Origin of the sequence: Ralstonia mannitolilytica (assembly GCF_000954135.1) — a bacterium.
In the GTDB taxonomy this organism is placed as follows: Bacteria; Pseudomonadota; Gammaproteobacteria; order Burkholderiales; family Burkholderiaceae; genus Ralstonia; species Ralstonia mannitolilytica.
Map to the genome: position 1 here is coordinate 3,232,186 of NZ_CP010799.1, position 12,918 is coordinate 3,245,103.

The 12,918-nt window shown below is 68.8% G+C and carries 10 protein-coding genes; 6 read left to right on the forward strand and 4 right to left on the reverse strand.

What is annotated here, in order from left to right; translation table 11 throughout:
• Positions 1-93: 93 nt before the first annotated feature.
• Together TK49_RS15210 and TK49_RS15215 are read right to left on the reverse strand one after the other, a co-directional pair.
• Positions 94-3,996, reverse strand: a complete 3,903-nt coding sequence (locus TK49_RS15210; protein ID WP_045787920.1) for a translocation/assembly module TamB domain-containing protein — start codon at positions 3,994-3,996, stop codon at positions 94-96.
• A gap of 11 nt (positions 3,997-4,007) precedes the next feature.
• Positions 4,008-5,795, reverse strand: a complete 1,788-nt coding sequence (locus tag TK49_RS15215; protein WP_045787921.1) for an autotransporter assembly complex protein TamA — start codon at positions 5,793-5,795, stop codon at positions 4,008-4,010.
• Positions 5,796-6,020: 225 nt separating this feature from the next.
• Between TK49_RS15215 and TK49_RS15220 the strand changes: the two genes are divergently transcribed.
• Genes TK49_RS15220 through panC form a run of 3 tightly spaced genes read left to right on the forward strand, consistent with a single transcriptional unit; the run spans position 6,021 to position 7,997 of the window.
• A complete protein-coding gene (locus tag TK49_RS15220; protein WP_045787452.1) occupies positions 6,021-6,209 on the forward strand; it encodes a DUF3460 family protein in 189 nt (62 codons plus the stop codon).
• A 31-nt stretch (positions 6,210-6,240) separates the two neighbouring features.
• The gene (locus TK49_RS15225; RefSeq protein ID WP_045787453.1) at positions 6,241-7,122 is read left to right on the forward strand and encodes a segregation and condensation protein A; all 882 of its coding nucleotides are present in this window, start codon (positions 6,241-6,243) and stop codon (positions 7,120-7,122) included.
• Between the two features lie 23 nt (positions 7,123-7,145).
• Positions 7,146-7,997 (forward strand): pantoate--beta-alanine ligase, encoded by an 852-nt coding sequence (gene panC / locus TK49_RS15230; RefSeq protein WP_045787454.1) that lies wholly within the window; start codon positions 7,146-7,148, stop codon positions 7,995-7,997.
• A gap of 51 nt (positions 7,998-8,048) precedes the next feature.
• Here the strand turns inward: panC and TK49_RS15235 are convergent, their stop codons facing one another.
• Both TK49_RS15235 and TK49_RS15240 read right to left on the reverse strand, forming a co-directional pair.
• Entirely contained in the window at positions 8,049-8,714 is a 666-nt protein-coding gene (locus TK49_RS15235) for a ParA family protein (RefSeq protein WP_045787922.1), read from the reverse strand.
• A 76-nt stretch (positions 8,715-8,790) separates the two neighbouring features.
• The gene (locus TK49_RS15240) at positions 8,791-10,287 is read right to left on the reverse strand and encodes a cobyric acid synthase (RefSeq protein ID WP_045787455.1); all 1,497 of its coding nucleotides are present in this window, start codon (positions 10,285-10,287) and stop codon (positions 8,791-8,793) included.
• A gap of 49 nt (positions 10,288-10,336) precedes the next feature.
• Between TK49_RS15240 and cobU the strand changes: the two genes are divergently transcribed.
• Genes cobU through cobD form a run of 3 tightly spaced genes read left to right on the forward strand, consistent with a single transcriptional unit; the run spans position 10,337 to position 12,902 of the window.
• Positions 10,337-10,921, forward strand: a complete 585-nt coding sequence (gene cobU / locus TK49_RS15245) for a bifunctional adenosylcobinamide kinase/adenosylcobinamide-phosphate guanylyltransferase (protein WP_045787456.1) — start codon at positions 10,337-10,339, stop codon at positions 10,919-10,921.
• A gap of 5 nt (positions 10,922-10,926) precedes the next feature.
• On the forward strand, positions 10,927-11,898 hold the full coding sequence (cbiB, locus tag TK49_RS15250; RefSeq protein WP_394372759.1) for an adenosylcobinamide-phosphate synthase CbiB: 972 nt from the start codon (positions 10,927-10,929) through the stop codon (positions 11,896-11,898).
• Positions 11,895-12,902, forward strand: a complete 1,008-nt coding sequence (gene cobD, locus TK49_RS15255; RefSeq protein ID WP_045787458.1) for a threonine-phosphate decarboxylase CobD — start codon at positions 11,895-11,897, stop codon at positions 12,900-12,902. Before cbiB ends, cobD begins: the two co-directional genes overlap by 4 nt.
• Positions 12,903-12,918: the final 16 nt, after the last annotated feature.

Below are 12,918 nucleotides of genomic sequence, written 5' to 3' on the forward strand. Positions count from 1 at the left end.
TGACTCCCACTTGTGCGAGTTGACGAAGATGCGACATGGAACTCCTCGTTCGAAACCTGTACCCGTCGCCATTCTGGCAGCCGGGCTATCCGATTACCAACGCTTGTTGAACAGGACCGACGCACCGTTGATCGTGCCGCCGCGCGCCACGACCGACCACCGCCGCGAGAATTGCCACGTCAGTTTGACGATGGAGTCCGCTGTCGACAGGCTCTGCTCATAGCCCACGGTGATGCGCTCCGAAATTGCCTTGCCCAGGCTCACCACCTGCGGGTCGGTCAGGCCCGACGTGGATGGCCCGATCGAGAATTCGTCGAGCCCGAAGCGCCGCGCCACGTTCTTGCCGGCCACGTTGCCCAGCAGGCCGAGCGCCGCGCCGGACATGGCCTGCTGCTGGCCCAGGCCCGCGTTGGACGCGCTATAGCCGAACATCAGCCATGACAGTTTGTCTTCGTCCGGGACGTTGGGCTCGGAGACGAGCTTCACGCGCGGCTGGCGCACGGTGCCCGTCACCTGCACGCCGGCCTCGACCTCCTGGTTGCGCCGCATCGCGATGATGTTGAACGACGGGTTGTTGATCGGCCCGATGAAGTTCAGCACACCCTGCTCGATCGCGAGCTTGCGGCCGAACGCCTCGTACGTGCTGCCCTGCCGGACGAAGATCGTGCCCGTCCCGCGCAGCGGCACCAGCGGCTCGCTGTGCACGTGCATCTGTCCGCCGAGCGACAGGTCTGCGCCGGCGCCCTTGAAGCGGAAGTTGTCGCCAAAGTCGACGTCAACATCGACCACGGGGCTGAAGCGGCCGGCTGGCTTCTCCTCGCGCTTCACGCCGCGTTCGGCCTGGTTGCGGGCGGCATCGGCGCGCCGGACGATCACCACGTCATCGCCGAGGCTCGGTGCGCCGTCCTTGGGCAGGTCGAACAGGCCGCGGTCGACCTTGAACTTGCCGGTAATGGCCACGCGGTCATTGTCGTTGGTGATCCGCGCCTGGCCCGACAGCACCAGCGTGCGATCCGGATCGGCAAACAGCTGCAGCCTGTCGGCCACGATGGACCCCGCGAGGTTCGGGTTGGCCTCGCCCAGCTGCACGCGGCCCTGCGCGCGCACCGTGCCTTCGCCGCCGTGGAAGACCACGTCCTGCAGGTCGACCACGTTCTGGTCGAGCGCCACGCGCAGCACGCCGCCCGTCAGCCGGATGCCCTGGTCATACAAGGCCACCTCGACGTCCTGCCCGGTCAGGAAGCCGCTGACTTTGGGCGCGCCGACCGTGCCGGCAAAGGTTAGGCTGGCCGCGAGCTGGCCGTCGGTGGCCACGTCGGGCCCAAGCAGATCGCCGATGCCCTTCAAATGCGGCAGGCTGATCGTCAAACCGCCGGACAGCGGTGACGTGGGCGCCATCAATGCCAGCGCGCCCGGCGCGGCGTCGCGCACGAGCCCCACGCCCGCATCGAGGTAGAGATTGCCCACGCGCGTTGACTGCACGTTGCCGCGCACGGCGAGCCGCATGCCCTCGCCGCGCGCGTCGATGGTGACCTCGGTCAAGCCCAGCGGCGTGAAGCCTCGTCCTGCGTTGATCGACAGATCGCCGCTGCGCCGGGCGATGTGCGCGGTACCGGTCGCAGTGGTGCCGAGGCCGACGTCCCACTGGCCGTCGATGACGAGATCGCTGCGCACGGGCGGCGTCTGGCCCGTCCACGTGCGCACGAGCTCGAGCACCCGTGCCACGTGTAGTCCATCGAAGCGGCCGGCGCTGCGCACGTGGCCCTGGACGGATTCGACGCGATCGATTCGGATGGGCGTCTGCTCCAGTGTCAGATCGGCGCGCCCGACCAGCAGGCGGCCGGGCCCGACGGAAACGCGCACCGGGGCAGTCAACTGGAGGTTGGGCGCGCCCTGCGCCGACAGCGTGGAGATCGTGCCGTCCCAGCCGTCGCCGTCCTTGCCGGGCGTCAGTGCGCCGTCGCCGGCGAGCGCGAACTTGAACGGCTGGTTGCGCACGTTGCCATCGGCATCGGCGTGGAAACGGTGCGCACGGCGCGTGCCGTCCAGCGTGGCGCGGACCTCGCGCAACGAAATGCTCGGCCCCGTGACGCGCTGTGCGGCGAGCTCAAACAGCAGCGGGCCGTCGATGCCGTCGCGGATCTGGGCGCGGCCTCTGGCAGCGTCGATCCGGTTGCCCCGATAGGCGAGCTGGCTCGCGCGGAACGTGGCATCCGCCTGCGGCCGCTTCAAGGTGCCCGACACATCGGCGGACAGGGCGAGCGAACCACTGACGCCGAACTGCAGCCGCGCCAGCTGCGGTGCATCGACATCCACGCGCAGGCGGTCCCCCGCGGCGCCGAAGCTGCCGCGCAGGCTCGCCTTGTTGCCGGCCACGTCGAGCCTTGCGTCGCTCGGCAGCAGGCGCATCGACTCGCCCGCAATGCGCACGTGGAGGTTGCCGTCGCCCGTCATCGGCAGCCCGGCGTAGTCGCTGTCGCGCACGGCAAACTTGATGGCCGCGTCAATGGGCTCGGCCAGCGTGCCGTGTGCGTCGAGGTCGGCGTTGATGCGGCCCTTGGCCACCTTGGCGAGCCGCGCCGGATCAAACTCCGCCAGCTTGCCCTTGAAAGCGAACGACTGCGCGTCGTCGTGCCTGAGCGTGCCCGCCAGCGTCAGCCGCGAGCGGCCAAGCGAGACCTGCGCGTTCTCCACGGCCACTTGCGCGGCGTCCAGCACGGCCTTCGCTTGCGCACGCATGTCGCCGCCCGCCAGATCCAGCGCCACGTGTTGCGTGCCGCCCGCGAAATCGACGGTGATGGGGCCCGCGAGCCGGGTCTTCTCCAGCGACGTGTGCAGCGCCTGCAGATCGAGCTGGCGCACTTCCACCCGCAGCGCGCCGTGGCCCTTCTTCACGTCGGCGCCCCCGGTGAGCTGCGCGCCGCCCAACAGCCGTACGTCGAGGCCGGTGAGTTGCTGCGCGTCTTCGTTCAGGCGCACCTGCGCGCGCAGCGATTGCAGCGGAAGCTTCTGCTTGTCAAGCGTGCCGGCCTGGGCATTGTCGATCTGGATCGGGCCCGCCACGGTCAGCACCGGCGATTTCTCGTCGGGGCGCAGGTCGGCATGCACGGACAGCGAGGCCTGCGGCGCGCCGGGCGCAAACGCACGCGGGTTCACGTGGTCGGCCGACACGACGGCGCGCGACAACGGCAGCGCGGCAAACGGCGTGGCGTCGATCTGCGCCTGTGCGGTCATCTTGGCGCCGCTGCCCGTCGCATCGACGTGCAGCGCTTCCAACGACCCCGCCAACTGCGCCGACACCGATGCATCCTGCTTCTGCCCGCCAGCCTCGAACTGCGTCGCAAGCGTCGCCGCACCCGTCAACGGATACGGCCGAGTGCCCGTCACGCGAAGCGTCGCGGCCAGCTTGCCGACAGGTGTCTGCATGCCGTCAAGCAGCACGTTGTGATGCGTGCCGTCGGAATGCAGGCTGCCGGCGATCGACTTCAGCTCGGTGGTGGACGTGCCCTGGCGGATGGCCAGGCGGTCCACGGCGAGCCGGTCCACGTCCAGCGCCAGCGGCACCACCAGCGAGTCGGGCGGCCCACTCGGCGGCGATGGCGGCGTCGGGTGCAGGATCACCTCGACATTGCCGGCGGTGAGGTAACCAAAGTGTGCATGCCAGGGGCCGCGCGTGATGGCCCACTTGCCTTCGACGTGGTCGATGCGCACCTCCGTGCTGCCCGCGCGCACGTGCACGTCGCGCAGCGACAGGCCCTCGCGCGCCGTGCCACCGACGAGCCTGCCCGACACATAGGCGTGGCCGAAGCGCGTGACGAGCGACCACAGCTGCGCCGTCCCCGTCTGCGAATGCACCGCCCAGACCAGCCAGCCGGCCAGCGCCAGCACGATGAGGAGCACGAAGGCGACAAACCCACCCAGCCAGCGCCACAGGCGGCGGTTACGCCTGGGCGGCGGCACTTCGGGCTGGGTCGATTCGGGCGTCTGCGATTCCACCATGCTTATGCTCAGAACGCGATGCCCAGCGACACGCTCGGCCGGAACTGTTTCTCCTGGATTCCGTAGCCCAGATCCAGCTGGATCGGGCCGACGGGGCTCTTCCAGCGCACGCCGACGCCGACGCCGTTGTACCAGCGGCGCTCCGGCCAGTTGTCGGTGGCGGTACCGGTATCCCAGAACACCGCGGCGCCCCATTCCGGCAGAAACCAGCGCTGGTACTCCAGCCCGCCCGTCACGAGGAACTTGGCGGGCAGCGTGCTGCCGTTGACGTTGTTGCCAATGTTCTGGAAATCGTAGCCGCGCACCGACTGCGTGCCGCCCGTGCGAAAGCGCAGCGTGGCCGGCACGCCGTCGCCAGGACCGCTGGTGATGACGGCCCCCAGCTCGGCCCGCGCGACCAGGATGTCGCGCTGCCCCACCGGCACGAACTGCCGGATGCGGCTGTACGAACGCACGAACGACTGGTCCGTCAGCACGCCCTTGACCGCCGCGCCGATCTGCGTGGTGATGATGTTGCCGCGCCGCGGGAACAGCGGGTCGTCCACGTCGCGGCGCGTCCACGAGAAACCGGGCACCAGGGCCTTGCTCAACTGGCGCTCGGCGCCGTCGGGGCGCAGGTCGTCGTAGTAGAAATCGACGGTGAACGACGTCTCGTAGATGCCGCGCACGCGTGTCTGCTTGAAGCCCGAGCGATAGCTGCGCGTATCGGTGCCGGAGGTGTCCGTGCGGTCCATGCTGGCGTAGACGCTGTTGACGTACTGCCTCTCGTCCGGCGGCAGGGTCACGCTGCCGAACAGGTACTGCCGGCGTTGCTCGATGCGCGCCTGGGTGTCGGCCACCCACGCCTTGTTGAACAGGTTCAGATACTGATACCGGCCTTCCACCGAGGCGCCCGTGTCGGTGCCGTAGCCGACGCCGCTGGTCAGGCGGTTGGGCGGGTACTCCCGCACCCGCACACGCACCGGGGCGTTCACGGGGTTCTTCGGATCGTCGCCCAGGTCCACGATGGCGTTCGCGAAGTATGGCTGGCCCTGGATGGCCGCCTGCAAGGACTGCAGGCGGTCTGCCGAGTAATCCTCGCCCACGCGCAACGGGTTCACGCGATCGATGATGCTGCGCGGATAGCGCGACAGGCCCTGTACGTCGAGCGGCCCGAGCGTGTAGGCCGGCCCGCTGTCGTACGCGACGGACAGGTCCGCCTTGCTTTCATCCGGGTCGATGCGCGCCTCGGACGCCGTCTGCCTGGCCGCGTAGTAACGTTTGCTCTGCAGCGCGGCGAGGCTGTCGTCCTTGGCCTTGTCCCACCCCGTCTGGCGGAAAGCCACGCCCGGCTGCAGGCCCCAGGCCTTCTTCAGCTCATCGATGCGCTTGGGTTCCTGCGTGATGGCCCCGGTAAAGTCGAGCGACACGCTGTCGACCGTGGTGCGCGGGCCAGGGTCGACCTTCACCTGCACGACGCGGTGCTCCGGCTGCCCTTCGATCTGTGCGGTGGCCTTCGGCACGAAATAGCCCTCGGTGGCCGTCAGCTTGGTGACCTGGTCGCCAATGGTTTCGACCATGTACTGGAGCTGGTCTTCGGTGATGTCCTTGCGGCCCTTGTAGCGCGACAGGTCCAGATGCCGCTCGAGCAACTCACGGATGCTCTTCGGGGCGTCGATCTTGACGTCGTACTCTGCGTGAACCGGCATACCGGCCAGACCCAGGACGCAGCCCGCCGCGAACGCAGCGGCTCGCGCATCCAGAAAGCGAAAACGTGGCGGTCGTGATGGTCGCGATGGTCGGTTGGAACCCTTCATCGTGGCAAACATGGCGCCGCCCCACGGGCCGGCCGGATCGAGGAAAGCCGTATTTGACCATACCGGGCGTGGCCGGTGCCCTGGTCAATGCGACGAAAACGTCCTTGCGGACAAATCCAGACCCCCTCCGCAGACGGCGTGCCCGCCGGCCAATACGGTAAAATGCGCGGTTATCCGCCCTGGCATGCCGTGGGCGGGCAAGGTCATCCAACATCACTTACCGCCATGTCCCTGTACAAGTCCGAGATCACCCAGTTCCTGGAAGAACTCAAGACCCAGAAGCCCGAGCTTGAAGCGCAGCAGCGCCAGGGCCGCGCCCTGCTGTGGGACAAAGACCCGATCGATCTGGAAGAACGTGCGCGCGCCAAGGCCGCCCGCGTGCCGCAAAAGCCGTACGTCTACTCGCTGGACTGATCCCGCCGCCGGCCCTCGAGCGGATCGCCGCATGACCACTTCTGCGCAGGACAAGCTGCCGCTGCCCGTCGAGCTGCCCACCGTAGCGCCCGAGCAGGACTCCACGCCCGCGCAGGTCGACGGCCTTGCCTTCGCACGGCTGTACGGCGAGCCGCTGTTCAAGCTCCCGCAGGATCTCTACATCCCGCCGGATGCGCTCGAGGTCTTCCTTGAAGCATTCGAAGGCCCGCTGGACCTGCTGCTGTACCTGATCCGGCGCCAGAACTTCAACGTGCTCGACATTCCGCTGGCGCAGGTCACGCGGCAGTACCTGGCGTACATCGAGCAGATCCGCGCAACCAACCTCGAGCTGGCCGCCGAGTACCTGCTGATGGCGGCCATGCTGATCGAGATCAAGTCGCGCATGCTGCTGCCGGTCAAGAAGACCGACGAAGGCACCGAGCCCGAAGACCCGCGCGCGGAGCTTGTGCGCCGTCTGCTCGAATACGAGCAGATGAAGCTGGCCGCGCAGAAGCTCGATGCCCTGCCGCAGCTGGGACGCGACTTCCTGCGCGCGCAGGTCTACATCGAACAGAGCCTCGCGCCGCGCTATCCCGACGTCAATACCGACGACCTGCGCGCTGCGTGGGCCGACGTGCTGCGCCGCGCGAAGCTCACGCAGCACCACAAGATCTCGCGCGAAGAGCTGTCCGTGCGCGAGCACATGAGCCAGATCCTGCGCCGCCTGCAGCACGCCCGGTTCATGGAATTCACCGAGCTGTTTGAAGAAGCGATCCAGTCCGGCAAGGGCGCGCCCATCGTGGTGGTCAACTTTGTCGCCATGCTGGAGCTCTCCCGCGAATCCCTGGTGGAAATCACCCAGGCTGAACCCTACGCACCCATTTACGTGCGCCTCGCCTACTCGCCGACCTGAACGTCGGCCCATAACCAGACCGCATGAAAGTCATCTCGTCCATCCAGGAACTGCGCGACCAGCTGCGCGGCCAGAACCGCGTCGCCTTCGTGCCGACCATGGGCAACCTGCATGAGGGCCATCTGAGCCTGATGCGACTGGCGCGCCAGCACGGCGACCCCGTCGTGGCGTCCATCTTCGTGAACCGCCTCCAGTTCGGCCCGAACGAAGACTTCGACAAATACCCGCGCACGCTGCAGGACGACATCGAAAAGCTGCAGAAGGAAGGCGTATACGTCCTGTTCGCGCCCACCGAGCGCGACATGTACCCCGAGCCGCAGGAATACCGCGTCGAGCCGCCGCATGATCTGGGCGACATCCTCGAAGGCGAGTTCCGCCCCGGCTTCTTCAAGGGCGTGTGCACGGTGGTGATGAAGCTGTTTTCGTGCGTGCAGCCGCGCGTGGCGGTGTTCGGCAAGAAGGATTACCAGCAGTTGATGATCGTGCGCCGCATGGCCAACCAGTTTGCGCTGCCGGTGGACATCATCCCGGCGGAAACGGTGCGCGCGGACGACGGCCTCGCGCTGTCGTCGCGCAACGCCTATCTGACCAACGAAGAGCGCGCCGAGGCGCCCGAGCTGTACCGCATGCTGCACCGGGTGCGCCAGGACGTCCTGGAGACCGTGCTGCAGGGCCAGGCGTCGCACGAAGAGGTGACCAACAAGGCGATGGAGTACCTGCGCGGCCGCGGCTGGCAGCCCGATTACGTGGCCGTGCGCCGCCGCTCCGACCTGCAGGTGCCGACGCCCGAGAACATCGCCGCCGGCGAGCCGCTGGTGGTGCTGACCGCCGCCAAGCTCGGCAAGACCCGCCTGATCGACAATCTCGAGATCTGAGCGAAGGCGGTCCACGAAAAAGCCCGGCAGTTGCAAGTTGCCGGGCTTTTTTCATGCTGCCACCGACGCGTTGGCGGGCGACGCCTCTACGGGCCGCGCGCCGAGCCAGGCCAGGATACCGCTCCACTGCTCCACATCTTTCGCCACGCGCGACGGCGCCACGTCCCACAGCGTGAGCCCGTGCGCGGCGAGTTGCACATAGTTCTGGGTATCGCGCAGGTAGCCCAGGATGGGCACGTCCAGGCCCTGCACGAAGCGCTGGAGTTGCTCGGCGGCACGCGTGCGCATGTCCACCCGCATGCCGACCACGCCCAGCTTGACCTCGCCGTGGCGGATCGGCTTTTCGTCGGCCAGCCTGCGCAGGAAGGACTGCGTGGCCAGGATGTCGAACATCGAAGGCTGCAGCGGCACGATCACGTAGCCTGACATCTTGACCAGGTCGCCCAGGCGCCAGCCATGCAGGCCAGCCGGCGTGTCCAGCACGACGTGCGTCGTACCTTTGGGTGGCTTGGCGATGTGGTCGGCATTGATTTCCCACGTGCGGATGGGCCGGGCGGTCTCTGGGCGCAATGCCAGCCATTCGCGGGAAGACTGCTGGCGGTCGGTGTCGCCCAGCATCACGGCGTGGCCCTGGGCCGCAAAATAGCCGGCCAGGTTGGTCGCCAACGTGGTCTTGCCCACCCCGCCCTTCGGATTCGCTACAACGGCCACCGGCATGCCTGCCTCCTTGTGCTCGTCGAACTCGTGTGCCGGGTAGATCACCCGGAAAATCTGCATCTCTGCGGATTATGGCTCAGCGGGTATGTGACGGCGGCGGAAAGGTCCCAAACAGCGCGGCGAGGTCGAGATGTGCCTCGCAGACGTCCGCCAGCCGCTCGATCGAGCCCTCCCGCAGGGCGGCGTAGTCCTGTGCCTGCGCACCACGCACGCCCGCCCAGGCCAGGAGCGCGCGACACGCCTCGGGCGCATCAAACAGCCCGTGCAGGTACGTGGCCAGAATCTGCCCATCGGCCGAGACCGCCCCGTCCAGTCTGCCGTTGTCGAGGCACACGGCGGGCCGCGCGAGTGCCGGGCCGTCGGTCACGCCCATGTGGATTTCATAGCCGGAGACGCCCGCCCCGCCCTCGGCCAATGTGCCGCGCACGTGGCGCAACTGCTTGGCGGCTTCGAGCGTGGTTTCGAAGTCGAGATAACCGAGGCCATCGCTGCTGCCGGGCGCGCCTTCGAGGCCTTGGGGGTCATGCAGGCGCCGGCCCAGCATCTGCATGCCGCCGCAGATGCCGATCAGCTTGCCGCCGTAGCGCAGGTGTCTCGCGATGGCCGGCTCCCAGCCGTTGGCGCGCAGCCACGCCAGATCGGCCTGCACGCTCTTGCTGCCGGGCAGGATGATGAGATCGGCCGGCGGAATCGGCTGCCCGGGGCCGACGAGGCGCACGTCCACCTGCGGATGCGCGCGCAGCGCATCGAAGTCGGTGTGATTCGACACGCGCGGCAGCACGGGGATCACCACGCGCAATGCGTCGGCCGCTGCCGCATGCTGCGCGGTCTGCACGGCGTCCTCGGCATCGAGGTGCAGACCGTGCAGATACGGCAGTACGCCAAACACCGGCTTGCCGGTCTGCGCGGTCAGCCAGTCCAGGCCGGGCGTGAGCAGCGAAACATCGCCGCGAAACCGGTTGATGACGAAACCGGCCACGCGCGCGCGTTCGCTGTCGGACAGACACGCGAGCGTGCCGAGCAGGTGCGCGAACACGCCGCCGCGGTCGATATCGGCGACCAGCACGACGGGGCAGTCGACGGCTTGCGCAAAGCCCATGTTGGCGATGTCGCGGTCCCGCAGGTTGATCTCGGCGGGGCTGCCGGCGCCTTCCGCGAGCACGAGCTCGTATTGCGCGCGCAGCCGTGCGTGCGATTCGAGCACGGCCGCCATGGCGGTGGGCTTGTAGGCGTGATACGCGCGGGCGTCGAGATCGCAGCGCGGCTGGCCGTGGATGATGATCTGCGCGCCGGTGTCGCTATTGGGCTTGAGCAGCACGGGGTTCATGTCGACCGTGGGGGCGACGCCGGCGGCCTGCGCCTGCAGCGCCTGTGCACGACCGATCTCCCCGCCGTCTGCGGTGACGGCACTGTTCAGCGCCATGTTCTGCGGCTTGAACGGCGCCACGCGCACACCCGCACGGCGCGCCACGCGGCACAGCCCCGCGACGAGCGTGCTCTTGCCGGCGTCCGACGTGGTGCCCTGGATCATCAGCGTGCCCCGCGGCGGCACAAGGAAAGGTGCTTTCGACATGCGCGGATTATCGCACCCGCCCTCGCCGCGCCCTCGCTAGAATGCACGGATGTCACGCCGTCTTACGCTCGTCCTCGGTGGCGCCCGCTCGGGCAAGAGCCACCACGCCGAACAGCTCGCGCTGCAATGTACGGGTCCCGTCACGTACCTCGCCACCGCGCGGGAGGGCGACGACGAGATGCAGTTGCGCGTGGCCCTGCACCGCGCGCGCCGCCCCGCCGCGTGGGGACTCGTGGAAGAGCCCGTGCACCTGGCGGAAGCGCTCTACACACACGCCCAGCACGGCGGTTGCGTCCTGGTCGATTGCGTGACGCTGTGGCTCAACAACCTGCTGTTCGGCGACCCGGCCGCGCCGCACGCCTACCCCGACACCGGCGTCATCACCCCGCCCGAGGCCTGGACGCACGAGATCGACGCGCTGCTCACCGCGCTGCCGCTGGTGCCCGGCGACATCATCCTGGTGAGCAACGAGATCGGACTGGGCGTGGTACCGATGGGCGCCGTCACGCGCTTCTACGTGGATGAGCTTGGACGGCTGAACCAGCGCCTCGCCGCATTGGCCGACAACGTGCATCTGCTGGTCGCGGGCATTCCGATGGTCGTGAAGGGGCCGGCACTCGGCGCGACGAAGTGAGTGCCATGCTGGGCGGCGTGTTCGATCTCGGGTGGCCACTCGTTGCGTTCGCTGCGCTCGGGGGCGTGCTGCTTGATCGCCTGTTCGGCGAGGTGCCGCGCTGGCATCCGCTGGTCGGCTTCGGGCGCATCGCCACTGCCGTGGAACGCGCCATGAACCGCAGGCCTGCCGCGCTGGCGTGGTCGCGCACCGCCGGGCTCATCGCGTGGGCGATCGCCGTCCTGCCGTTCGTGCTGGTGGCGGGGTGGTTCGTCACCGGGGCGCGAGGCGCCTCGCCATGGTGCGTGACGGCGCTCGATGCCATCGCGCTCTACATCGCCATCGGCGCACGCAGCCTGCATGACCACATCGCCCCGATCGCGCTTGCGCTGCGCGATGCCGATCTGCCCCAAGCACGCGCACTGGCGTCGCGCATCGTCTCGCGCGACCTGCACGATGCCGACGGCGAGCCCATTGCTCGTGCCGCCGTGGAATCGGCCCTCGAGAACGGCAGCGACGCCATCTTTGCGCCGCTGTTCTGGCTCGTCGTGGCAGGCGCCCCCGGCGTGGTGCTGTACCGGCTGGCCAACACGCTGGACGCGATGTGGGGCTACCGCAATGCGCGCTTTGCCGGTTTCGGCTGGGCAGCCGCACGCATCGACGACGTGCTCAACTGGGTGCCCGCCCGGCTCACGGCCACGAGCTATGCGCTGCTCGGCCACACCGGTGATGCGCTGCGCTGCTGGCGCGCACAGGCGCCGCAATGGTCGAGCCCCAACGCAGGCCCGGTGATGGCCTCCGGCGCCGGCAGCCTGCGCGTGAAGCTTGGCGGCACCGCGCGCTACGAAGGCGTGGATGAGCCGCGCCCACCGCTGGGCACCGGCGCGCCCGTCGCCGCGGCCGACATCACGCGCGCACTGGCTCTGGTCTCGCGCACGCTGTGGTGGTGGCTGGCCATCTTGGGCAGCCTCGCCGTCATCGCGTGGAGCGCGTCATGAGCGGCATCGTCCATGGCGGCAACCTGGCCGCCGCCCGTGCCCGCTACGGCGAGCCGGCCGGTGGTTGGCTGGATCTCTCGACCGGCATCAATCCGCGCGGCTATCCCGTTCCGCCCATCCCGGCTGATGCCTGGCTGCGACTGCCCGAAGACGATGGGCTCGAAGTGCAAGCCGCCGCGCATTACGGCGTGAGCGATACGCGTGCGGTGCTGGCGGTGGCCGGCTCGCAGGCGGCCATCCGCGGGCTGCCGGCGTTGCTGCCGCGCGGGCGCGTCGGCATTGCGCAGACCGGCTACAGCGAATACGCGCCGGCCTTCGCGCGAGCCGGCCACACCGTCGTACCGCTGCCCGAAGACGCGTTCTTCACCGACCTGCCGGCCAACGTGCGGCATCTCGTCGTCGTCAACCCGAACAACCCGACCGCACGCCTGCTGCCCGCGCAAACGCTGCGCGACTGGCATGCGCGCCTGCTTGTGCGCGGCGGCACGCTGATCGTCGACGAGGCCTTCATCGAGGCGTTCGACGATGGCCCGACGATGGCGCCGTTGGCGGGGGCGCCGGGCCTGGTGGTCCTGCGTTCGATCGGCAAGTTCTATGGGCTGGCCGGAGCGCGCATCGGCTTCACGCTGGCTGCGCCGGAACTCGTGGATGCGCTGCGCGACGCCTTGGGCCACTGGACCGTCAACGGCCCGGCGCGCGCCGTGGTGCGTGCCGCGCTGGCCGACGCGCCGTGGCAGAGCGCCACGCGCGCGCGCCTGCAAGCTGAAGGCGCGCGGCTGCATGCGTTGCTGGATCGCCACGGCCTGCGCAACACCGCCACGCCGCTGTTTGCCTGGGCACCGACGGCCGAGGCACCGGCGCTTCACGCACGGCTGGCGCGGGTCGGCGTCTGGACCCGCCTGTTCGATGGGCCCGTCGCGGGCCTGCGCTTCGGCTTGCCTGCGGATGAACCCGGATGGCAACGCCTGGACGATGCGTTAGCATCGCTGTCGCTTTCCGCATGACCGCCTCCCCCCGCCC